Here is a 20,544-nt window from a genome sequence, read left to right as displayed (position 1 = left end):
CCAAATGGGGATTGCGACGCTGCCCAATCTTCATTCAAGGTTGCTTTGCTTGAACTGTACAACAGGGACGATGGGAGGTCAGCCCAAGCAAGGCACCACGTCCCTCATCGGAGATCAGCCTACCCCGCATCACGAAAACCTTGAATCAAGGAGCGGAAGTCATGGCACTCATCAACGGAACGGCAGGCGACGACATTATTCCTGGAACAGCAGCTGACGACGAAATCAACGGGCTGGCAGGCAACGATACGATCACAGGGTTGGACGGCAACGACCTCGTGAGCGGAGGCGCGGGTGACGACAACATCGATGGCGGCGCTGGCAACGATACTCTGAATGGCAACGCTGGTGTGGATACGATCACCGGTGGCGACGGTGACGATACCATCAGCGGCGGTGCCGGAGACGACAATCTTTCGGGCAATGCTGGCCTCGACACGATCCACGGCAACGCAGGCAATGACACGATTGATGGTGGCCTGGGCAACGATCAGCTCTTTGGCGACGCAGGCGACGATTCCATAAGCGGCGGAGATGGCGATGATGCCATCCACGGCGGCGCTGGAGCCGACACCCTTTCGGGAGACGCGGGCAATGACACGCTGAGTGGCGATGCCGGCAATGACACCCTGAACGGCGGTCTCGGAAACGACACGTTGAACGGAGGTATCGGCGACGATGTCCTCAACGGCAACGAGGGCAATGACACGCTGAACGGCGGCCTCGGAAACGACACGCTGAACGGCGGCGCAGATGACGACGTCTTGAATGGAGGCGCTGGCAATGACACGCTGAACGGCGATGCTGGCAACGACACCATGCATGGAAACGCCGGAGCCGACCTTATGGATGGCGGTGCCGGTAACGACACGATGTTCGGCGACGCCGGAGACGACACCATGTCGGGCGGAGCCGGGGATGACACTGTGAATGGTGGTGACGGCGCGGACGAGCTCAGCGGCGGCACGGGCAATGATACGCTGAACGGCGACGCGGGCGACGATACGCTTGCCGGCGGCGACAACAACGATACGCTAAACGGCGGAGACGGAGCCGACACGCTCGCGGGCGGAAATGGCAACGATACGCTCGCCGGCGGCGCAGGCGATGACGAGCTGAATGGCGGTAACGGCAACGACGTCCTCAACGGGGGTACGGGAGACGACGTGCTGACAGGTGGTGCGGGCGCCGATACCTATAATTTCGGTGACAACACCGCCACCAACTTCGGCAATGACGAGATAACGGATCTCAGTCTCACCGATGGTGACCTGATACAAGTTGATGCTGCACCGGGATTCGATCCGAACTCGATCGTCGTCGACGACGATGGCACCAATACCGTGCTCGACTTCGGCTTCGGAACGATTCAACTCGACGGCGTCACGGGAGGCGCTACGCCGTTCACGACGATCGACGACATCAATGTGGCTGCGGGAGCCACGGTCATCGAAGTGGTGTGAGGCGCGTTCGGCGGGGCGGCTACCGGTCCGCCCCGCCCGTTGCATTTCTGCAATCTGTATTAGTCAGTCGGTAACATTGCCTGCCGGTCATGTATTTGCGTCCGCCTGAGAGCCCCGCGACGGGTAAGAGATCGCTGCTCGGATTGATTCCGGGGCGGTCCGCAATCGTGTGGGTCGTGGCCTTCAGCATCTCGGTGAACCTGCTTCTTCTGGTCGTTCCGTTCTATTCGATCGAGGTGTTCGATCGAGTGATCAGCAGCGGTAGCGTTGAAACGCTCGTCGGTCTTACGATGATCGCTGCAGTGGCTCTCGTCTTTAGCGCCGCTTTCGATATCTTGCGTAACCGACTCCTCAGTCGGTTCGCAGTTGGCTTCGAGCGGTGCGTCGCACCAATTGTTCTCGAAGGCACCATCGTGGACTCGGCAAGTCGCGGCGACGGGAAGACGCACGATCTTGTCAAGGTCCGCGAGCTAAGGAACTTTCTGTCAAGCGGCACCGTTACAACGCTCATCGATGCGCCTTTCCTCCCTGCTTTCATTCTCATTCTATTCTTCCTCCACGCCTGGTACGGCGCCATCGCTCTGGTCGGGACGGCAATTCTGCTGGTGATGGGCATCATCAGCTGGCGGATCGCGCGCACTGAAATGGCCGACGCCTCGGGCGCCGCCTTGCGGACGCAGGCCACCCTGGATGGGATCGTCCGAAATGCCAGTCTCGTGCGCGCGATGGGGTGGACTCTCGGCGCAGTTCGCGAATTCATGCGGCTCAACGATCACGCACTGTCGCCCGTTGTACGAGCCAGTGAACGTGTCTATGCGATTGGCGCTGCCGCGCGCATGGTCAGAACGGTCCTGCAGATTGCCGCGATCGGAGCGGGCGCTTGGCTGGTGCTTCAAAATGAGGTGCTGTCGGGCAGCCTGATTGCCAGTTCACTCCTGGTCGCACGCACTCTCCAGCCCATGGAAAGCCTGATCTCGGCATGGCGCGCGCTCGCATCCGCGCAGGAGGCTTGGACGCAGGTCCAGGCCGCCGCCGCGCCGGTGTTGGCGCGGAACAGAAAGACCTTGCTTCCGATGCCGTCCGGCTGGCTGGTCATCGATCGCGTGGCTTACCGGCCCGCTGGAGCCAAACGCCCCATTCTCGCAGGTATAAGCTTTGAGTGCCGACCCTCACAAATTGTGGTTGTCATAGGTCCAACGGGTGCTGGAAAATCGACCCTGCTGCGGCTGATGGCGGCTCTCGAGCCGCCGAGTAGCGGCACAATCCGACTGGATCGCGCCGCACTCCACAATTGGGATTCCGATCAACTCGGCAAGTTCGTCGGATATCTTCCCCAGGACGTGCAGCTCGTTGGCGGCACCGTGGCAGAAGCGATCGCCGGATTCGACGAAAGCGCGCGCGACGAAGACATCACCGCGGCAGCGATGCTCGCGCAAGCGCATGACATGATCCTGTCCCTGCAATCTGGCTATCAGACCGAGATCGGGCGCGACGGCAGCAAGCTCTCAGGTGGCCAGCGCCAGCGGATTGGTCTTGCGCGAGCCTTCTACGGCGACCGCAAGTTGATGCTGCTGGACGAGCCGAATGCCAACCTCGACCCGGAGGGCGAGGAAGCGCTCTGCTCTGCGGCTTTGCAAGTCAAGGCGCGAGGCGCAACGCTGGTCATCGTGACGCACAGGCCCCGCCTCCTGACGATCGCCGATGCCGTACTGCTGCTCAGAGATGGCATGCAGCTCGCGTTTGGTCCGCCCGGCACGGTTCTGCCGCTCCGTCTATCTGACGTCACACCGATCCCAAAGCCGAACGACCTCCACCGCGAAGCAGAGTCCCGCGTGCTTCGAACCGGAGGAGCAGGCCGATGACGTCGCAAGACCATGGTCGCAACATCGTAATGCCCCGCCAAGTGGTGACCGGCGATCGGTGGGCAGCATTCAGCGAACCACGCTCCGACATGCGGCGCATCGTGACGTGGGGGTGTGTGTTGCTCATTCTGCAGTTCTGCTGCATCGGCGTCTGGGCGACCACCGTTCCGCTCCGCAGCGCCGTCGTGGCGTCCGGCTTCATCAAAGTGCACTCGAAGCGCAAAGCTGTGCAGCATCTCGAGGGAGGTATCATAAAGTCCATCCTGGTCAGAGAAAATGATCATGTCCAGGCTGGTCAAGTTATTGCGCGGCTCGACACCACGCAGATCGAGGCGATGCTCGGCTCGCTTGAAACGAAATTATTCGCGGACCTGGCGATGGAAGCGCGATTGACCGCTGAACAGGCCGGCAGAAAAGCAATACGATTTCCGGACGAACTGCGAACGAGCTCTGCTGCGGCCGCGGGCGTTGCCGTCCAAACCCAGCAAGCGGAATTTGCGGCGCGGTTGACCGCGATCGAGGGTGAGCGAAAGCAGATCGATCAGCAGATGTTGCAATCGGAGGATACTATTCGTGGCCTGCAGGGCGACACGAATGGGGCAGAGCAGCAACTTGCCCTTCTGAAGGAAGAAATCGCGGACACGAGCGCCTTGCTCGCGAAGGGCCTCGCGCGCAAGCCGCGTTTACTGGCTCTGCAACGAAGTCAGGCTGAAACGGAAGGGCAAATGGCCCGCAATGCAGCATCAATCTCGCAGGCACGAACAAAGATCGCCGAATTGGACGATAGGCGTCGGCAGTTGGAGTTGAATCAGAAGCAGGACGTCGCCAAGCAGTTGCATGCCACCAGCGAAGAGATTGGCGATCTTCGACATCGAATTGCCGCGTTGCGCGATCAGCTTGTTCGATCCGAGTTGCGTGCACCCGAAAGTGGAAAAGTCGTCGGCCTCAACAGCAGGGACCTCAGTGCCGTGCTTGCACCTAGAGAAACTCTTCTGGAAATCGTCCCCCTCCAAGATCGGCTTGTCATCGAGGCAACGCTGAAGCCGACGGATCGGCAAGAGGTTTACGTGGGGCAGAGCGCACGTGTGCGCGTCCTCGCGTTGAACATCCGGCGAATACCGATGCTGGATGCGAAGGTCGTTGCAGTTGCCGCAGATGCTCTGAATGACCCGAAGACGGGCGCGGCCACCTATATGGCGGAACTCGAGCTAGGTACCACAACGCAGACAGCACACTACCTTTCGTCGTTATTGCCCGGAATGCCCGTCGAGGTGTTCGTCGAGACGGGAGAAAGAACCTTTGCGGAGTATTTGCTGCAGCCTATGGTGCTGCGCATCCACCGCGCTTTCAGAGAGAGTTAGGCTGCTGGCGTAAAGCCGGCTGCATCGATATTGCGGGAGGAGTGCTTGCACGAGGATGGCAAGGTACTGCCCCATTGGCAGAACAAAGTTAGTTTCTACCGGATCGACAGCACACGCTCGACGATCGATGCCGAGGGTCTGGTCGAGCAATTTGCGAAGCCTGCCGACCAGAGCGTCGGCCACCTTACGATGGAGTATTTTGGTCGGGGGATTGCAAAGCTCCTCGAATGCCGCAGCTGCTATGTTGCAGCGGCGACGCATCGAGCTTCCGGTCAACAACTGCTACAGGCGCGGATCGGGCAAGCGACCATCGATCATTCGTGTGCGGCCATGGTAGCGCGAATTGCTCGCAAGGGCGCTAGTACAGGTTGTACGCTGCTCGAACCCGTCCATATGCGTACGACTTTCGTGCGAAAGCTGATCGGACCCGAGCCGGATTTGAAAGGTCATTCTGTGATAGGGAGGTTCGCCGCTTGCGACGGCGTAACCGTCGTCTTTGTGGCGGGATGGCGTCAAGCGGGACTCACCCGGGCTGAGGTTCCATGCCTGGTGCGCGCGGTGCGTGCGATCTGGGAGACTGCGCACGATCTTGCGCGATCGCAGCAACGCCAACAAGATGCGGCGGCCTGGCTTGGAGTCTTGGCATTTCCTGCCCTCATCGTTGACGAAGGGCTTCGCGTTCACGAAATCAACGGCAGCGCGCAATCGCTGATGGCCAAGGGCGAACTCCTCAAGGTGAATGGAGACAAGTTGGCCGGGCATAACAGTTCGGTGACGGCCGCTTTGAGGGAGGCGATACGCGAATCATTGAGTTCGCGCGCCGATCGGGAGTGGCTGGATACAACCGTGGCTCTTTCAACCGAGCGCGAGCGGTTTGCCTTTGCCAGAATCGGAGCTGCGCCGCCGCCTTTTGATCCCCGAAAAGCGCTTGTCATCGTGCCGCAATTCGACGAGGTATCGGGAGCGCGCCGGATTGCCGAAGCTTTTGGTTTGAATTGCGCGGAAGAGCGGATTGTCACTCGGATCCTTCAAGGCAAGTGTCCGCGAAAGATCGGTGCTGACCTCCGGCTAACCGAAGCAACTGTGAGAACCTACACCAAGCGCATAATGCTCAAATTGGGAATCAACCGGCAATCCGAGTTCTTTGTGCTTCATCATCTCACGCAATCGCCGTTCGGCTCGGGCCTGCGCGAGAAGTCGGTCCGCGGTCTTGGGTCCGCCTCTCGGTTGAGCGGATAGGTGCAATACTTGGAGAGGCCTTATCGACGACTTCAAGATCGATGTTCGAAGCGTTCATGATGAAACCAACCTGTCCGCTCGCAGCAATCTCTTTTCTTCTTTCGCCTGTGATTGTGGTCCTTGTGCTCGCAGTCCCTGGAAATGCCCTTGCCGAAAGCATCCAACTGGGGATGCCGATCGCCTGCGAGCCCGGCAGGACGTGCTACATTCAGAATTATACGGATCGGGACTCATCTCCGGCAGCAAGGGACTACAAGTGTGGCACGCTGACATACGATGGGCACAACGGAACTGACTTTCGGCTCCCCTCGCTGCAGGCCCAACGGATTGGCGTTGACGTTCTCGCCTCCGCAAGCGGACGCGTTGTTCGAACGCGGGAAAATCTGCCGGACGGTGCGTTTCACAAGTCCGCGCGCGAGGCTGTTCGTGATGTCGAATGTGGCAATGGCGCTTTGATCGAACACGAAGACCATTGGGAGACGCAATATTGTCATCTGGCAACGGGCAGTCTTCGGGTGAAGCCCGGCGATTCCGTCACACGAGGGCAGCCGCTCGGTCGAGTAGGTCTATCGGGTTTGACCGAATATCCTCACCTCCACTTCACGGTCCGGCACAACGGTTCGATCATAGATCCTTTCGCTTACGGCTCGAGCGCGGAGTCGTGCGGTGGAGGAGAGATGCTCTGGGATCCCGCACTACAGGCGCGGCTCCGCTATCAAGAACGGGCCGTCCTGAACACGGGTTTTGCGAGTGCCCCGGTGACGATGGAATTCATCGAGGATGGAAGAATGGATGCGGAATTGCCATCGGCGACATCGGCAGCAATTGTCGCTTTTGTCCGTGTCATCGGTTTGAAATCAGGCGACCTTCAGCGACTCGTCGTCAGCAGTCCGTCCGGCAAGATGATTGCCGAGAACAACGCCGCGCCCGTCGAGCACAATAAAGCGCAAGCTTTTCTATTCACGGGTCGAAAGCGCCCCGCCAATGGCTGGGATCCGGGCACCTACAAGGCGGAATATACCGTTGAGCAGGCCGGCCAGGTCGTCTTGAGAGAACTCTGGGAACTCCCGGTTCAATCGCGTTGATCTGATGTTTTCCTTTGGTCTGCGGAGGGACGGCAATTGGCCGCCCGTCGCTAAAACTCCTCGTCCGCGCATCCCGGCAGTTCCATCGGTTGCTCAAACCGCCCGCGACCGGTATTAGGGCCATGGAAAGGATCGCACCATGTCCGACATGCGCTTGATTGTTGCAGGAGCCGGAGGCCGGATGGGCCGGGCGCTGACGCGGGCGATTGCCGAGAGCAAGGGCGCGGTGCTGGCGGGCGCGCTGGAGGCGCCGGGCTCGGAGCTGCTCGGCAAGGATGCCGGCGTGCTCGCAGGCCTGCCGGCCAACGGCATCAAGCTCTCCGCCGATCTCTGGGCAATGTCCAAGGATGCCGACGGCATCCTCGATTTCACCGTCCCGGCGGCGACCATCGCCAATGTCGCGATTGCCGCCGAGCGCGGCATCGTCCACGTCATCGGCACGACCGGGCTGTCCGGCTCCGACAACGCCGTGATCAAGAGCGTCACCAATCGCGCCGTCGTGGTGCAATCGGGCAATATGAGCCTCGGCGTCAATCTGCTCGCCGCCGTGGTCAAGCGCGTCGCCAAGGCGCTCGACCAGAGCTTCGATATCGAGATCGTCGAAACCCATCATCGCATGAAGGTCGACGCGCCCTCGGGCACGGCGCTGATGCTGGGCCAGGCCGCAGCCAGCGGCCGCGGTGTCAACCTCGACGACCATTCCGAGCGCGGGCGCGACGGCATCACCGGCGCGCGCAGGCCGGGCAATATCGGCTTCGCGTCCTTGCGCGGCGGCACCGTGGCCGGCGATCACAGCGTCAGCTTCCTCGGCCCGTTCGAGCGCCTGACGCTGTCGCATCAGGCCGAAGACCGCATGCTCTTCGCCCATGGCGCGCTGAAGGCGTCGCTGTGGGCGCACGGCAAAAAGCCAGGGCACTACTCCATGGCCGACGTGCTCGGCCTCTCCGACATCTGAGCGAACCTAACGGAAAGCAGTCAATGAGCGAACGTCTTCTCGTGCTCGTGCGTCACGGCCAGAGCGAATGGAATCTGAAGAACCTGTTCACGGGATGGAAGGATCCTGATCTCACAGAGCTCGGTGTGAACGAAGCCAAGGAAGCCGGCCGCAAGCTGAAGGCACAGGGTCTCGTGTTCGACGTCGCCTTCACCTCGGTCCTGACGCGCGCGCAGCACACGCTGGATCTCATCCTCGCCGAGCTCGGCCAGACCGGTCTGCCGACCTCGAAGAACCTCGCGTTGAACGAGCGCGATTACGGCGATCTCTCCGGTCTCAACAAGGACGATGCGCGCAAGAAATGGGGCGAGGACCAGGTGCTGATCTGGCGCCGTTCCTACGACGTGCCGCCGCCCGGCGGCGAAAGCTTGAAGGACACGCTCGCGCGCGCGCTGCCGTACTACGTGCAGGAGATTCTGCCCGCCGTGCTCAACGGCAAGCGCACGCTGGTCGCCGCCCACGGCAACTCGCTGCGCGCGCTGATCATGGTGCTGGAGAAGCTCTCGCCCGAAGGCATTTTGAAGCGCGAGCTCGCCACCGGTGTGCCGATCATCTACCGGCTCAACGCGGATTCGACGGTGGCCTCGAAGCTCGATCTGGCGGGCTGATTTCTTCCCTCTCCCCCGCGTGCGGGGAGAGGGAGAAGAACTACTGCAGCCCCAGCTGACCGGCCTCCCAGCCCAGCATCGCCTGCTTGCGGGTGATGCCCCAATGATAGCCGGTGAGCGTGCCGCTCTTGCCGAGCGCGCGGTGGCAGGGCACGACGAAGGACACCGGGTTCTTGCCGACGGCAGCGCCGACGGCGCGCGAGGCCTTCGGACTCTTGATGTTGCAGGCGATGTCGGAATAGGACACCGCGCGTCCCATCGGAATTTTCAACAGCGTCTCCCACACCCGCACCTCGAAATCGGTGCCGATCAGGACCACGCGTAGCGGCTGGTCCGGCCGCCACAGCTTGGGGTCGAAGACGCGCGCTGCGAGTGGTGCGGTGCCTTCGTGATCTTCCACATAGGTGGCGTTCGGCCAGCGCCGCGTCATGTCGGCGAGTGCGATCTTCTCCTCGCCGTGATCGGCGAACGCAAGTCCTGACAGGCCGCGATCGGTCGCGATCACGATCGCGGTGCCGAACGGCGAGGAATGGAAGCCGTAGCGCAGGGTGAGGCCGGCACCGCCGTTCTTCCATTCGCCCGGCGACATCGCTTCATGGGTGACGAAGAGATCGTGCAACCGGCCCGGCCCCGACAGGCCTGAGTCGAGCGCCGCGTCGAGGATGCTGGCGGAATCCCTGAGCAGGTTCTTGGCGTGGTCGAGGGTGAGCGCCTGCATGAAAGCCTTCGGCGTGATCGAAGCCCAGCGGCGGAACAGATGGTGCAGCTCATCCGGCGTGACGCCGGCGGCATCCGCCATCGCCTCGATGGTCGGCTGCGCGCGCCAGTTCGCCGAGATGAAGGCGATCGCCCGGCGCACCGAATCATAGTCGCGCAACGCGGCGTTCTGGGTGCCCGGCTTGGCCAGGCGCTGGTCATGTATCGCGAGGGTCATCATGGCCGGAAATGTAGGAGAAGGGGTGGCTCGAAACCACCCGATTTCCGACTGTGCTCAGGTCACCGGATTATAGGTCGGGCCACGCCGGGCGGCGTTCAGGGCTCCGACCAACGCATTGTAAAAGCTTGCTTTTTCCTCAGGCCCGAGAAAGCCGGCGATGAGCAGCCGGCGGCCGCGCGAGATCAGATAGAGGTGCTCGATGCCGTATTCCTCGTCGACCTCCTGGTCGAGCCGGACCCAGAGCGGATTGAATGTCCATTCGGCAACCTGGCCACGATGGCTGACGCGCCGCACCCGAAGTTCCGACGGCGTAACCACGATCTCCTCGCTGGCCCGCGCCGCGCGGAAATTGACCTTGAAGGCCCACCAGATCACCAGCACGTCGAGGCCGAAGAAACCGAACACCGGCCAGGCGCCCATCATCAGGAAAGCGAAGCCGGTGACGAAGCTCACGACGCTCAGGAACAGCATCACGGCGAGAAAGCCGGAGCGGTTCAGCGAGCGGTGCGGCGTCAGCCGCGCGGAGAAGATCTGCACGTCGCATGGATCTTCGGAATCGCTGCGCTCAATTTCGTTGCCTGTGCTCATCGTCCGTCAGTATATCCCGATCATGGCGAAAATCACCCGCAAGCCGGCCCCGCGCAAAGCGGCGGTGCCGAAGAAAAAGGCAAAGCCGGTCGCGTCGAAACCGAAAGCGCCCGCGAAGAAATCGCTCAGAGGCACAAGACCCTGGACGCCGGCCGAGATCCGCGAGGTCTTCAGCCGTTTCCGCAAGGCCAATCCGGAGCCGAAGGGCGAGCTCGAGCACGTCAATCCATTCACGCTACTGGTCGCGGTGGTGCTGTCGGCGCAGGCGACCGACGCCGGCGTCAACAAGGCGACGCGCGCCTTGTTCGAGGTCGCCGACACCCCGCAGAAGATGCTCGATCTCGGCGAGGAGCGTCTGCGCGAATACATCAAGACCATCGGCCTCTACCGCACCAAGGCGAAGAACGTGATCGCGCTGTCGGCGAAGCTGCTCAGCGAATTCGGCGGCCAGGTGCCGCGCACGCGTGCCGAGATCGAGTCGCTGCCCGGCGCCGGGCGCAAGACGGCCAACGTCGTGCTCAACATGGCCTTCGGCGAGCACACCATGGCGGTCGACACGCATGTTTTCCGCGTCGGCAACCGCACCGGACTTGCGCCCGGCAAGACGCCGCTCGAGGTCGAGCTCGGACTCGAAAAGGTCATCCCGGCAGAGTTCATGCTGCATGCCCATCATTGGCTGATCCTGCACGGCCGCTATACCTGCCTCGCGCGCAAGCCGCGCTGCGAGGTGTGCCTGATCAACGATCTCTGCCGGTGGCCGGAGAAGACGGTGTGATTCAATGACAAGGTGGGATTTGTGTTTTTAGCAGCGCCGGGTTGAGGTGATCTCGTGAGTCAACAAGAACAGAACGCACCAGCCGCATCACCGGCCCTGCCGCCCAAGCCGACACAGCGGCCGGCCACGCCGCTCTGGAGCCGGCTCGCGATCCCGCTGTTTGCGGTCATCGTCGCGCTCGCCTTCGTCGCACTGGCGACGCTGCGCTTCGACGAATGGGTCGGCAATGCGGTGATCCAGACCACCAACGACGCCTATGTGCGCGCCGATCTGACGCAGCTTTCGAGCCGCGTCTCGGGCGAAGTGCTGAGCGTGGGGGTCACCGATTTCCAGCGCGTCAAGGCCGGCGACCTCCTGATCCAGATTGATCCTGCCGATTACCAGGCGCAAGTCGCGCAGGCCGAAGCTGCGGTCGCCGGGGCGCAAGCCGCACTCGACAATCTCGCCAACCAGATCGAGCTGCAATATGCGACGATCGCGCAGGCGCAGGCCGCGCGGCTGTCTGCGGAGGCGATGGAGGTCGAGGCACGGCAGGAGCAGGAGCGTCAGCAATCGCTGTCGCAGACCGATTCCGGCACGCGCCAGCGCCTCGAGCAGGCGGTCGCCGCCTACGCCAAGGCACAGGCCGACGTGCGCGCGAGCCGCGCCGTGATCGCGGCCCAGCAGCACCAGCTCGAAGTCCTGCAAGGTACCAGGAAGCAGCGCGCGGCCGATGTGGAGGCAGCCAAGGCGACGCTGGCGGGTGCGAAGCTCAAGCTTGGATATACGAAGATCACCGCGCCGTTCGATGGCGTCGTCGGCGAGCGCCAGGTGCAGCCCGGCGATTACGTCAATATCGGCACCAACCTCATCAACGTGGTGCCGCTGCCCAAGGTCTATGTGATCGCGAACTACAAGGAGACCCAGCTCACGCACGTGGCACCGGGCCAGCTGGTCGAGATCACCGTCGACAGTTTCCCGCGCGAGAAGCTGCGCGGCAGGGTCGAGCGCATTGCGCCGGCGACGGGTGCACAGGTGGCGCTGCTGCCGCCCGACAACGCAACAGGCAATTTCACGAAGGTCGTGCAGCGCATTCCGGTGCGCATTCAGTTCGATGACAATCAACCGCTGCTGGCGCGGCTGGTGCCGGGTATGTCGGTGGTCACCAGCATCGATACGAAGGCCGCGAATGGCCGAAAATGACGATGCCAGCCGAGAGCCGCTCTCGCGCGGCGGCGTCGCGCCGCAGCCCCTGTTCGCCGTCGCGGCGGTGCTGCTCGGCTCGTTCCTTGCCAATTTCGACAGCCGGCTGACCACGGTCGGCCTGCCGGACCTGCGCGGCGCGTTCTCGCTCGGCTTTGACGAGGGCGCCTGGCTCTCGACCGCCGGCATCGGATCGCAGATCTTCATCGCGCCTGCGGTGGCCTGGCTTGCCACGGTGTTCGGCCTGCGCCGCGTGCTCGGCATCCCCAGCCTGGTCTATGCGGCCGTCTCGTTCATCATCCCGTTCGTGCACGACTATCAGACATTGCTCGCGCTCAGCGTCGTGCATGGTCTTCTGCTCGGTACCTTCGTGCCGGCGACGCTGATGATCGTGTTCCGCAATCTGCCGATCCGCTGGTGGCTGCCGGCGATCTCGATCTATGCAATCCGCGTCGGCTTCGCATTGGACACCTCGACCTCGCTGGTCGGCTTCTATGTCGACCATCTCGGCTGGCAATGGTTGTACTGGCAAGGCGTGGTGATCGCGCCGCTGATGGGGCTGATGGTCTATCTGGGCACGCCGAACGAGCCGGTGAACCGCGAGCTGCTGCGCGAGGCCGATTGGGGCGGCATGCTGCTGCTCGGCGCCTCGGTGTCGATGATCTATGCGGGGCTTGACCAGGGCAACCGGCTGGACTGGCTCGGTTCCGGCACGGTGATGGCACTGCTGGCCGGTGGCGCTGTGCTGTTTCTGGCCTTTCTCGTCAACGAGTCCCTGGTGCGGAAGCCCTGGGCACACGTCAACGTGCTGTTCTCGCGCAACGTCGGCCTGGGACTGGTCCTGATCCTACTGTACACGCTGACCAGCCTGTCCAATGCGTCGCTGGTGCCGAACTTCCTCGCCACGATCGCGCTGCTGAGGCCTGAGCAGAGCGGCCTGTTGCTGCTCACCTGTGGCGCGTTGCCGATGTTCGTGCTGGTGCCGGTCTCGATCTGGCTGCTGAGGCATTTCGATACGCGGACGGTGGTCGTCGTGGGCTTTGCCTGCTTCGCCGCGGCCAATCTCTGGGGCACGCAGCTCACCCACGTCTGGGCGCGCGAGGACTTCGTCGGCATCGTGCTGCTCCAGGCAATCGGGCAGTCGCTCACCTTGCTGCCGTTGATCATCACGCTGCTCTCCAACTCCGATCCCAGCCGTGCCACCTCCTTCGCCGCCTATATCCAGATCATGCGCCTCGGCGGCGCCGAGATCGGCGTGGCGCTGATGGGCACATGGCTGCGCGTGCGCGAACAGGTCCATTCCTTCTATCTCGGCCAGAACCTCAGCGTGGGCGATGCCGATGTGGTGCAGAGGCTGAAGCAGCTCGCCGATCACTTCGCCGCCGATGGCGCAGGATCGGCGCAGGCGCGCGCCGTCGGCACGCTGGCGGGCATCGTCCAGCGCGAGGCCAATGTGCTCGCCTATATCGACGGCTTCTGGCTGTGTTTCTGGCTCGCGGTGATCGCACTCGGCGTCGTCGCGCTGGTCACCCGCGCGCCGACGGGTCCCTTCACGCCGGCGCCGTTCGGCTTCGCCAGGATGCTGCTGCGAAAGTGTGGTGTGTGGGTCGCCTGAATGCGGCGATGGCTGGTTCGTTCGCTCGCGCGAGGGGAGTGGTCACCGCTCCCGCAAGCTTGCCGGAGAGGAGCGCACGATCACCGCACCTGTCGCGCCGGATCGATCAGCTCGGGCCGCGGGCCTGACAGGCGCTTGTGCATGTGGACCATGAAGGCCATGGCGAAGATCGGCGTTGCCAGGTTGACGATCGGGATCGAGACGAAGGCGGCGATGAAGAGCCCGGCCGTGAAGATCGTGGCGGAGTTGTCACGCCGCATCGCCTTGGCTTCCTCCGGCGGGCGGAAGCGCATCGCCGCGAGCTCGAAATACTCGCGGCCAAGCAGCCAGGCCGCGGCGAGGAAGAAGATCAGGAAACCAGCGCCGGCGAACAACACCAGCGGCAAGGCGGCGAGATAGACCAGGATCGTCAAGAGGGCGGTCTTGATGCCCTCGAGGATCGCCTGGCTGAACGGCAGCGCAACGCCGGGCCGCTCGGCCGGATAATGCTCACGCTCGACGATGTCGGCGACGTCGTCGACGAACAGGCTCGCCACCAGCGAGGTGATCGCGGGCATCAGGAAGATGCCACCGAACACGACGCCCAGGCCCGCCGCGATCGAGACGATCCAGGACAGGACTTCGATCGATGAATGCCAGCCCGGTCCGAGCATGCCTTCCAGCCAGACCTCGCCATTGGTCGCAAACCAGCTGAGGAGCCGCTGCAGGCCGATCGCCAGCACGGTGATCAGCACGAGCGCCAAGCCGACCGATCGCCACAGGATCGAGCGCATCGGCGGCGAGAGCATTTGCGACAGCGCCTTGATGGCGGCATCCAGCATGGGGGCACCCTCTGAGGTCAACACTTCGCGAGAGGTAGAGATGCACGGCAGCTTCGGCAAGGGCGGGTGGCTGCCCAGGTCTGCGGATTGCGGGTCCCGTGTCCCGGACGCAGCGCGGCATGCAATGACGCGCTGTGGAGCCGGCAACTGTTATGTTGATGGTGCGATTTTATAGGGTTTTCGGTCGCGCAGCATTGCGTTGAGGATGGTCAGCAGCTTCCTTGCGACAGCAATGAGGGCGAGCTTTGCTGGTTTGCCGGCCAGACGGAGCCGGTCATAGAAGATTTTGAAGTGATCGGCGCGACGAACGGCGTTGAGAGCAGCCATGTAGAGGGCGTCGCGGACGCGCTTTCGTCCGCCGCCGATCTTGCGCTTGCCACGATAAGCCCCGCTATCGACATTGAAGGGAGCCAGGCCGGCAAGAGCGGCCACCTCCTTTGGCCCGAGACGCCCAAGTTCGGGCATCTGGGTGAGGAGTTGCATGCAAGCGACGGGTCCCACGCCGGGCACCGAGCGCATCAACTGTGCATCATTGGCAAGCTCCGGTTCGGCTTTGACGAGCGCATGAATCTCAGTGTCGATTTCGGCGATCTCATCATTGAGGACCTCGATGAGGCGAGCGATGCGTTCCACCATGGCGCGGTCCTCGGCTTCGCTGCGGCGGTTCTTTTCCTGGGCCCTCATGGCAACCAGTTGGTCCCGCCGTTTTGCAAGCCTTGCCAAAGTGTTGCGAGCAGGCGTCGCGGCCTGCTCGGTGGCGGGCTTCATGGCGCGGGCAAAGGCCGCCAGCATCCGCGCATCGATCGGATCGGTCTTGGCGAGCTGGCCGCTGGCGCGGGCAAAGTCGCGGGCACGGGCCGGATTGATCCGGGCAAAGCGGATGCCGGCCCGATGCAGGGCCTCCCGAAGCTCGAGGTCATAGACCCCCGTAGCCTCGAAGACGATCAGCGCATCACATCGCCAACGCGCCACCAGCTGTGTGATGGCCTGTGGCGCGTTGGCGATGCGTTCCGCTACGCCGATGGCCTCATCGAAAATATCAAGGTGATGTTTGGAGATGTCGATCCCGACGCAACGAGAGGATATGATCACGGTGCCTGTCCCTGTGATGCGAGGTCTGTTGACGCAGCCTCGTGCAACTGTTCAGGTTGATAGATGGAACGGGCGGGAGACCGAGCCGGCTCACGGCGTCAAGCGCCAAGGACCCAACGGCTTCCCGCCCACCATCATCATGCCAGACTTCCCAGACACAGGGACCCAGGAGCTTGCGGCGAGATGGGCCCCGGCTCTACAGCACATCGCGCAAGTGCGCGCTGCGCTGCGTCCGGGGCACGCAAGCTCCTGGCTACCCGTGCCTGTGCCCGTGCTTGCGCGCCTTCGCCGGCTTGCCGTCGCCGGTCGGGATCATCACCACCCGGCCGTAGCGTACCCCGCGTTCGGCGATGATGTGGTCGGCGAAGTGCCTGACTTCGGAGGCGCTGCCGCGCAGCGCCGTCATCTCCATGCAGTTGTTGTCGTCGAGATGGACGTGCAGCGTCGCCAGCGCGAGGTCGTGATGGCCGTGGAATTCCTGCACCAGGCGCTTCGAGAGATCGCGCGCGGCGTGGTCGTAGACATAGACGAGACCGGCCACGCATTGGCCGGTCTGTGCCGTGCCCTCCGTGCTCTGTTGCAGGCCGGCGCGGGCGAGATCGCGGATGATCTCGGAGCGGTTCTGGTATCCGCGCGCCTCCGCCGCGGCGTCGATCTCCGCCAGGAGATCGTCCTCGATCGTGATCGTTATCCGCTGCATCAGATAATCCTCGTAGGTCTCGCCCGTGCCCCTTGAACCGTAGCCCGGATGGAGCGAAGCGCAATCCGGGACGGTGCCAATATGTGGGCAGGACCCCCGGATTTCGCGTGCGCTCCATCCGGGCTACGCAGTGCGCTCATAGCCGCGTCGCACGCAGGCGCAGCGCATTGCCGACTACGCTCACCGAGGACAGCGCCATCGCCGCTGCGGCGATGATCGGCGAGAGCAGTACGCCAAAGGCGGGATAGAGCACGCCGGCCGCAATCGGAATACCGGCGGCGTTGTAGATGAAGGCGAAGAACAGGTTCTGGCGGATGTTGCTCATGGTCGCCTGCGACAGCTTTCGCGCCCGCACGATGCCGACAAGATCGCCCTTGAGCAGCGTGACGCCGGCGCTCTCCATCGCCACGTCGGTGCCGGTGCCCATGGCGATGCCGACCTCCGCCGCCGCCAGCGCCGGCGCGTCGTTGACGCCGTCGCCGGCCATCGCGACGCTGCGGCCGGCCTTCTGCAGCTTGGTGACCACCGCGCTCTTCTGGTCCGGCAGCACCTCGGCCTCGACCTCGGCGATGCCGAGCCGGCGTGCCACGGCCTCGGCCGTCGTGCGGTTGTCGCCGGTCAGCATGATGACCTTGATGCCTTCCGCGGCGAGCGCCTTCAGCGCCTCCGGGGTCGAGGCCTTGACCGGATCGGCGATCGCGAACAGGCCGGCCAGCCGGCCGTCGACGGCCATGTTGATCGCGGTGGCGCCGTCGCCACGCAGCCGTTCGGCTTCAGTGTCGAGCGTCTTGGTCTCGATGCCGATCGACGTCAGGTATCTTGCATTGCCGAGCACGATGGTCTTGCCGTCGACCTTGCCGGTCGCGCCCTTGCCCGTCGGCGAATCGAATTGCTCGACCTGGCCAAGCGTGAGCTGCTTCTCCTTGGCCGCGCGCACGATGGCGTCAGCCAAAGGATGCTCGCTCGCCCGCTCGACGCTGGCCGCGAGTCGAAGGATGTCGTCTTCCGCAAAGCCGGCCGCCGGCACGATCGCGACCACCTTGGGCTTGCCCTCGGTCAACGTGCCGGTCTTGTCGACCACCAGCGTGTCGATCTTCTCCATCCGCTCCAGCGCCTCGGCGTTCTTGATCAGGACGCCGCCTTGCGCACCGCGTCCGACGCCGACCATGATCGACATCGGGGTCGCGAGGCCGAGTGCGCAGGGGCAGGCGATGATCAGCACGCTGACGGCTGCGACGAGGCCGAAGGCCAGCCGCGGCTCCGGTCCGAACCAGGCCCAGGCGCCGAAGGCCGCGAGGGCGACCACGATCACCATCGGCACGAACCAGCCGGAGACCTGGTCGGCCAAGCGCTGGATCGGCGCGCGCGAGCGCTGCGCGTCCGCGACCATCTGCACGATCTGCGACAACAGCGTCTCACGTCCGACCTTGTCCGCGCGCATCACGAAGCTGCCCGACTGGTTCAGCGTGCCGGCGATGACTTTTGCGCCAGCCTCCTTGGTGACCGGCATCGATTCGCCCGTCACCAGCGATTCATCGAGCGAGGAGCGGCCCTCCAGGATGATACCGTCCACCGGCACCTTCTCGCCGGGACGAACGCGCAGGCGGTCGCCGGCATGGAGCGTGTCGATCTCGACCTCGTGTTCGCTGCCGTCAGCATCGACGCGGCGCGCGGTCTTCGGCGCAAGCTGGAGCAGCGCCTTGATTGCACCCGAGGTCGCGTCGCGCGCGCGCAGCTCCAGCACCTGGCCGAGCAGCACCAGCACGGTGATCACGGCGGCTGCCTCGAAATAGACCGCGACCGCGCCTTCATGGCCACGGAAGGTGGCGGGGAAAATCTGCGGCGTGACGGTGCCGAGGACGCTGTAGACATAGGCCACGCCGGTGCCCATCGCGATCAGCGTGAACATGTTGAGGTTGCGCGTCAGCAGCGACTGCCAGCCGCGGACGAAGAACGGCCAGCCCGCCCATAGCACCACGGGCGTTGCGAAGACGAGCTGGATCCAGTTCGACAGCGTCGGATCGATCCAGCTGTGGGGGGCCGCGAGATGGCCGCCCATCTCCAGCACCACCGGCGGCAGCGACAGGACGGTGCCAATCCAGAACCGACGCGTCATGTCGGCGAGCTCCGGGTTGGGGCCGGTCTCGAGGCTCGCGACCTCAGGCTCCAGCGCCATGCCGCAGATCGGACAGGAGCCCGGTCCGACCTGGCGGATCTCCGGATGCATCGGGCAGGTGTAGATGGTGCCCGCGGGCATCTCGGGCTCGGGCGCCTTCTCCTTCGCAAGATATTTGGCAGGATCGGCGGCGAACTTGGTCCGGCAGCCGGCCGAGCAGAAATGGAAGGTCTCGCCGCGATGTGTGAAGTGATGCTTCGAGGTCGCAGGATCGACCGTCATGCCGCAGACGGGGTCTTTCACCTTGGTCGCGGCCTCGCCCTGGTCATGGCCGTGATGATGGGCATGGCTGGAATGATCGCCATGGCCGCCGCAGCATGAGGATGCCGGGGGTTTTGCCGCCGGCGGTGCAGCTTTCGTGGAACAGCCACATCCGGAATGCGTTTCCGCGTCGTGACGATGCTCGCTGCTGTTCATTGCCATGCTCCGGTCCTGTACCCTGGTCTTGCAACCCATACCCGGTAGGGGTATATAGACCTCATGCGCAAGGACATCAAGGCATCTGTCGGAAAACGTCTCGGCCGGATCGAAGGCCAGGTTCGTGGCCTGTCGAAAATGGTAGAGGAAGACCGCTACTGCATCGACATTGTGACGCAGATCTCGGCGGTGCGCGCCGCACTGCGCCGGGTCGAGGAGGAGATTCTGAAGGACCACGTCGCCCACTGCGTCGAGCACGCCATTGCGAGCGGCGACAAGGCCGACCAGCGCGAGAAGATCGCGGAGCTGATGGCGGTGATCGGACGGGCGGAAAGGTAGGTCAGCATTCCGCCGTCATTGCGAGCGCAGCGAAGCAATCCAGACTGTGAGCGCGGCGGCGGTCTGGATTGCTTCGTCGCTGCGCTCCTCGCAATGATGGTTGTTTGGATGTGATCGCACCACGCAAGCAACAGTTGCAGGGACGACAGTGAGACCTATGCCGCGATCTCGCACGCGTCTCCGCGGCGCCGTGCGCGATACATCGCGAGTTCGCTCAGTTGCACGAAATGCTCGGAGAACGTTGCGCTCATGCCCGCGGCCTGCGCGCTCACTTCTTGAGCCGGAATCTCAGCCGGCGCCTCTTCGTCAATCGCCTCAGGAACGAGCGGCGGCGCCATGACCGCTTCTGGAAACACACTGAACGAGCCCGCTACCTCCTCGAGCGGCTTCTGCTTGTCGGCCCAGTGCAGGGCGGTGTAGTCGAACCCGTGCACGATGGTGGGTTTGACGACTTCGAAATAGGGCGAGATGTCGAAGTCGCGGGGCATGTAGAGCGAGGAATCGCGGATGTGCAGGATCTCGCGGCGGGCGGCGCGGCTGCCGGCCTTGGTGATCCTCGGCAGGATCGGATAGCGCACGGCATCGAAAGCCTGCGCGATCAACGCCGAGCAGATGATCTTGGTCGGGTCGCCCGAGCCGATCGCGATCATGCGCCGACGCCAGCGCTGCGGAATCGGCATCGGGAACAGATAGCGCATGAGGTCGACGATGTTCTTGGTGTCGTAGCCGAAGCCGATGCGGTTGATCGCGTAGCGGCAGACCGTGGTGCGGTCCTCGTAGGACAGCCCGACCGGGCGGCACACGCGGGTGTGATAGGGGAAATATTTCGACAGTGGTGCGGAGGTGACGCCTTCGCCGATATTGGCCTCGATCAGCACATGCGGCTCGCCATCAGCCTCCTCCGCACCCGCGACCGGGCCGACATAGAGCGCGGCATGCGACCAGGTCGACTGCGTCAGATACTTGATGATGCCGGAGATGCGGTTGTTGCCTTCGACCAGCAGCACGTCGCCGGGCTCGATGATCCCGCGCAGATGCTCCGGGTCGCTCGGCGTGAACGGCTCGTAGCCCGGCACCTCCTTCGAGAGGTACGCGGCAATCAGCTTGCCGACCGAATCCAGGACCGTCCCCATGTCAAACTCCCCCCACGGCCTTTTCCGGCCGTCTTTTTCCCTTCTCTATCATGGTCGAAACGTGTTGCAATTCGGTTCATCACTCTGTGAGATCAAGCACGATTGATTCACCATGATGGTTGCCGTGCAACATCAAATGCAGCAAGGTTCGCGGGCT

18 protein-coding genes are annotated in these 20,544 nt (G+C 63.4%); 11 read left to right on the top strand and 7 right to left on the bottom strand.

Features of this window, described 5'->3' with window-relative positions; genetic code table 11:
* The first annotated feature begins 161 nt into the window (after nucleotides 1-161).
* From ABIG06_RS12210 to ABIG06_RS12180, 7 genes are all read left to right on the top strand, one after another.
* Nucleotides 162-1,463, top strand: a complete 1,302-nt coding sequence (locus ABIG06_RS12210) for a calcium-binding protein (RefSeq protein WP_199751952.1) — start codon at nucleotides 162-164, stop codon at nucleotides 1,461-1,463.
* A gap of 176 nt (nucleotides 1,464-1,639) precedes the next feature.
* Nucleotides 1,640-3,325: a type I secretion system permease/ATPase gene (locus ABIG06_RS12205; protein WP_245454574.1), complete on the top strand. Its 1,686-nt coding sequence runs from the start codon at nucleotides 1,640-1,642 to the stop codon at nucleotides 3,323-3,325.
* Complete coding sequence (locus ABIG06_RS12200; protein WP_370136770.1) at nucleotides 3,322-4,686, top strand: HlyD family type I secretion periplasmic adaptor subunit; 1,365 nt, start codon at nucleotides 3,322-3,324, stop codon at nucleotides 4,684-4,686. Before ABIG06_RS12205 ends, ABIG06_RS12200 begins: the two co-directional genes overlap by 4 nt.
* Nucleotides 4,687-4,731: 45 nt before the next feature.
* Nucleotides 4,732-5,925 carry a helix-turn-helix transcriptional regulator gene (locus ABIG06_RS12195; RefSeq protein WP_370136769.1) on the top strand — a complete coding sequence of 398 codons (1,194 nt, stop codon included), beginning with the start codon at nucleotides 4,732-4,734 and terminating at the stop codon, nucleotides 5,923-5,925.
* Nucleotides 5,926-5,966: 41 nt separating this feature from the next.
* Nucleotides 5,967-7,010, top strand: coding sequence for a M23 family metallopeptidase (locus ABIG06_RS12190; protein ID WP_424578285.1), 1,044 nt, complete (start codon nucleotides 5,967-5,969; stop codon nucleotides 7,008-7,010).
* Nucleotides 7,011-7,149: 139 nt separating this feature from the next.
* Nucleotides 7,150-7,965 (top strand): 4-hydroxy-tetrahydrodipicolinate reductase, encoded by an 816-nt coding sequence (gene dapB, locus ABIG06_RS12185; RefSeq protein WP_370136766.1) that lies wholly within the window; start codon nucleotides 7,150-7,152, stop codon nucleotides 7,963-7,965.
* Between the two features lie 23 nt (nucleotides 7,966-7,988).
* Nucleotides 7,989-8,612: a 2,3-bisphosphoglycerate-dependent phosphoglycerate mutase gene (locus ABIG06_RS12180; protein WP_061023579.1), complete on the top strand. Its 624-nt coding sequence runs from the start codon at nucleotides 7,989-7,991 to the stop codon at nucleotides 8,610-8,612.
* A gap of 40 nt (nucleotides 8,613-8,652) precedes the next feature.
* Here the strand turns inward: ABIG06_RS12180 and ABIG06_RS12175 are convergent, their stop codons facing one another.
* Together ABIG06_RS12175 and ABIG06_RS12170 are read right to left on the bottom strand one after the other, a co-directional pair.
* Complete coding sequence (locus tag ABIG06_RS12175) at nucleotides 8,653-9,549, bottom strand: methylated-DNA--[protein]-cysteine S-methyltransferase (RefSeq protein ID WP_370136764.1); 897 nt, start codon at nucleotides 9,547-9,549, stop codon at nucleotides 8,653-8,655.
* Between the two features lie 54 nt (nucleotides 9,550-9,603).
* The gene (locus ABIG06_RS12170; protein WP_370136762.1) at nucleotides 9,604-10,137 is read right to left on the bottom strand and encodes a DUF2244 domain-containing protein; all 534 of its coding nucleotides are present in this window, start codon (nucleotides 10,135-10,137) and stop codon (nucleotides 9,604-9,606) included.
* A gap of 22 nt (nucleotides 10,138-10,159) precedes the next feature.
* Here ABIG06_RS12170 and nth point away from each other — a divergent pair, with 22 nt between their 5' ends.
* Genes nth through ABIG06_RS12155 form a run of 3 tightly spaced genes read left to right on the top strand, consistent with a single transcriptional unit; the run spans nucleotide 10,160 to nucleotide 13,709 of the window.
* Nucleotides 10,160-10,912: an endonuclease III gene (nth, locus tag ABIG06_RS12165; RefSeq protein WP_370136761.1), complete on the top strand. Its 753-nt coding sequence runs from the start codon at nucleotides 10,160-10,162 to the stop codon at nucleotides 10,910-10,912.
* Nucleotides 10,913-10,966: 54 nt separating this feature from the next.
* On the top strand, nucleotides 10,967-12,094 hold the full coding sequence (locus ABIG06_RS12160; protein ID WP_424578284.1) for an HlyD family secretion protein: 1,128 nt from the start codon (nucleotides 10,967-10,969) through the stop codon (nucleotides 12,092-12,094).
* Entirely contained in the window at nucleotides 12,081-13,709 is a 1,629-nt protein-coding gene (locus tag ABIG06_RS12155; protein WP_370136758.1) for an MFS transporter, read from the top strand. Before ABIG06_RS12160 ends, ABIG06_RS12155 begins: the two co-directional genes overlap by 14 nt.
* Before the next feature lie 80 nt (nucleotides 13,710-13,789).
* Here the strand turns inward: ABIG06_RS12155 and ABIG06_RS12150 are convergent, their stop codons facing one another.
* From ABIG06_RS12150 to ABIG06_RS12135, 4 genes are all read right to left on the bottom strand, one after another.
* On the bottom strand, nucleotides 13,790-14,530 hold the full coding sequence (locus ABIG06_RS12150) for a sulfate transporter family protein (RefSeq protein WP_370136756.1): 741 nt from the start codon (nucleotides 14,528-14,530) through the stop codon (nucleotides 13,790-13,792).
* Between the two features lie 150 nt (nucleotides 14,531-14,680).
* Complete coding sequence (locus ABIG06_RS12145; RefSeq protein WP_370134307.1) at nucleotides 14,681-15,622, bottom strand: IS110 family transposase; 942 nt, start codon at nucleotides 15,620-15,622, stop codon at nucleotides 14,681-14,683.
* Between the two features lie 253 nt (nucleotides 15,623-15,875).
* On the bottom strand, nucleotides 15,876-16,322 hold the full coding sequence (gene nikR / locus ABIG06_RS12140; protein WP_370136753.1) for a nickel-responsive transcriptional regulator NikR: 447 nt from the start codon (nucleotides 16,320-16,322) through the stop codon (nucleotides 15,876-15,878).
* A 136-nt stretch (nucleotides 16,323-16,458) separates the two neighbouring features.
* On the bottom strand, nucleotides 16,459-18,915 hold the full coding sequence (locus tag ABIG06_RS12135; RefSeq protein ID WP_370140828.1) for a heavy metal translocating P-type ATPase: 2,457 nt from the start codon (nucleotides 18,913-18,915) through the stop codon (nucleotides 16,459-16,461).
* Between the two features lie 63 nt (nucleotides 18,916-18,978).
* Here ABIG06_RS12135 and ABIG06_RS12130 point away from each other — a divergent pair, with 63 nt between their 5' ends.
* Entirely contained in the window at nucleotides 18,979-19,254 is a 276-nt protein-coding gene (locus ABIG06_RS12130) for a metal-sensitive transcriptional regulator (protein WP_024338640.1), read from the top strand.
* Between the two features lie 155 nt (nucleotides 19,255-19,409).
* Here ABIG06_RS12130 and ABIG06_RS12125 read toward each other — a convergent pair whose 3' ends face one another.
* Nucleotides 19,410-20,387 carry a YiiX/YebB-like N1pC/P60 family cysteine hydrolase gene (locus tag ABIG06_RS12125; protein WP_370136752.1) on the bottom strand — a complete coding sequence of 326 codons (978 nt, stop codon included), beginning with the start codon at nucleotides 20,385-20,387 and terminating at the stop codon, nucleotides 19,410-19,412.
* Nucleotides 20,388-20,544: the final 157 nt, after the last annotated feature.

The sequence above is a fragment of the Bradyrhizobium sp. USDA 326 genome (assembly GCF_049739485.1).
Classification (GTDB): Bacteria; Pseudomonadota; Alphaproteobacteria; order Rhizobiales; family Xanthobacteraceae; genus Bradyrhizobium.
Note: the sequence above shows the minus strand (reverse complement) of the source record. Positions and strands in the feature narration are given on the sequence as shown.

Bases quoted from the DNA above. Each gene is read 5' to 3' on its own strand.
- ABIG06_RS12210 (WP_199751952.1), top strand. From the start codon at position 162: ATGGCACTCATCAACGGAACGGCAGGCGACGACATTATTCCTGGAACA.
- ABIG06_RS12200 (WP_370136770.1), top strand. From the start codon at position 3,322: ATGACGTCGCAAGACCATGGTCGCAACATCGTAATGCCCCGCCAAGTG.
- ABIG06_RS12190 (WP_424578285.1), top strand. From the start codon at position 5,967: ATGTTCGAAGCGTTCATGATGAAACCAACCTGTCCGCTCGCAGCAATC.
- dapB (WP_370136766.1), top strand. From the start codon at position 7,150: ATGTCCGACATGCGCTTGATTGTTGCAGGAGCCGGAGGCCGGATGGGC.
- ABIG06_RS12180 (WP_061023579.1), top strand. From the start codon at position 7,989: ATGAGCGAACGTCTTCTCGTGCTCGTGCGTCACGGCCAGAGCGAATGG.
- ABIG06_RS12175 (WP_370136764.1), bottom strand. From the start codon at position 9,549: ATGATGACCCTCGCGATACATGACCAGCGCCTGGCCAAGCCGGGCACC.
- ABIG06_RS12170 (WP_370136762.1), bottom strand. From the start codon at position 10,137: ATGAGCACAGGCAACGAAATTGAGCGCAGCGATTCCGAAGATCCATGC.
- nth (WP_370136761.1), top strand. From the start codon at position 10,160: ATGGCGAAAATCACCCGCAAGCCGGCCCCGCGCAAAGCGGCGGTGCCG.
- ABIG06_RS12155 (WP_370136758.1), top strand. From the start codon at position 12,081: ATGGCCGAAAATGACGATGCCAGCCGAGAGCCGCTCTCGCGCGGCGGC.
- ABIG06_RS12150 (WP_370136756.1), bottom strand. From the start codon at position 14,530: ATGCTGGATGCCGCCATCAAGGCGCTGTCGCAAATGCTCTCGCCGCCG.
- nikR (WP_370136753.1), bottom strand. From the start codon at position 16,322: ATGCAGCGGATAACGATCACGATCGAGGACGATCTCCTGGCGGAGATC.
- ABIG06_RS12135 (WP_370140828.1), bottom strand. From the start codon at position 18,915: ATGAACAGCAGCGAGCATCGTCACGACGCGGAAACGCATTCCGGATGT.
- ABIG06_RS12130 (WP_024338640.1), top strand. From the start codon at position 18,979: ATGCGCAAGGACATCAAGGCATCTGTCGGAAAACGTCTCGGCCGGATC.
- ABIG06_RS12125 (WP_370136752.1), bottom strand. From the start codon at position 20,387: ATGGGGACGGTCCTGGATTCGGTCGGCAAGCTGATTGCCGCGTACCTC.